The organism is Pseudomonas sp. PAGU 2196 (assembly GCF_022179005.1).
GTDB lineage: Bacteria > Pseudomonadota > Gammaproteobacteria > Pseudomonadales > Pseudomonadaceae > Aquipseudomonas > Aquipseudomonas kermanshahensis.
The window spans coordinates 1-1,078 of record NZ_BNTL01000075.1 but is presented as its reverse complement, the minus strand read 5'-3'; the positions used below and the strand labels follow the sequence as shown (position 1 = coordinate 1,078).

General features: G+C 36.7%; 2 protein-coding genes. Both read right to left on the bottom strand.

Translation table 11 applies throughout. The features are described 5' to 3' along the window. The coding region (locus tag MFF34_RS27990) for a plasmid replication DNA-binding protein (RefSeq protein ID WP_139162465.1) at window positions 1–334 on the bottom strand (334 nt) is incomplete at its 3' end. Continuing rightward, on the bottom strand, window positions 327–1,078 hold a 752-nt coding region (gene repM, locus MFF34_RS27985), incomplete at its 5' end, for a replication initiation protein RepM (protein WP_238217837.1). The genes repM and MFF34_RS27990, both read right to left, overlap by 8 nt.

Genomic DNA, 1,078 nt, shown 5'->3' with positions numbered 1-1,078 from the left:
GTGGTGCTGCTGTGGCAGGTGCAACACTTTTCAGCTCAATGAGTGTTTGCATACGGTCAATTTGTTGCATTAACCGTTCTTCACGTTCTTGGTATTTTTTGACTTCATTTTCTAAATGGGCAATAAGTTTTTTTGTAGATTCATCACCTTCTTGCTTAGATGATTCAATTTTTTGAGATGTTTGCTCAGGTTCTCCAAAGCATCGTATGACCTCTGCTAGATCGAATTGTCCATCACTGGAGCGTGATAAACGTCCATTACGTACAGCTCTGTAAATGGTTGATCTATCCACATGAAATTTTTTAGATACTTCACTTAGTGATAACTTAGCCATTTACGGTGTCCTTTTTATTTGATGGCATGTATCCCACTTTTTTTAGATATGGGGACAGTTCTTTGATTTTTTCAGGGTCTTGTAGCATCTCAGCAATACGAACAGCAAATTGAGGATAGCTTTCTGTTCCTTGTGAATAGCGACCCATTTCAGGGAGTTCTGAAAGTTTATTTGCAAACATATGCCGTTGAGCATCGGTCATCTTTGAAGAAAGTTTCAAAGTATTCGGATCTCTTTCTATTGATGTGCTGTCCTTCTTTTTCTGTTTAAAGTTAAAAGAAAATCCTGAAATTGATCGACCTCTTTTGTGTTGTTCATACTTCACTGTGATATCTGTATGTTCGTTAATTTGTTTAATAGCGAGCTCAAGTACACTAGTTTTAAAGCGTTCCATACGCTTGTACTCAGTATCGAGTACGCCAATTCTTTGACGGAAATCACTTAGCTCTATAATTGGAGTAGAGCACGTACTTCTCCAAGCAATTAATAACTCATATAAACGAACAGCATAAGCACTACTGAGATTACTAACTTGCTGCAATTCATATTTAGTAAAATGCTCTTCTAAGCGGGTAATTAATGGAACTATGGCAGGGGCAAAAATAAGCTTAACCACTGCTTCATTATCTACATATCCAATTTCACTAACCCAACGGGATCTATAGTTCTCAATATTCCCTCTTTCATTTATTTTTTGATAGCTGAATTGTCTTGCAAACAAATCATTACAGGCATCTTTTAATG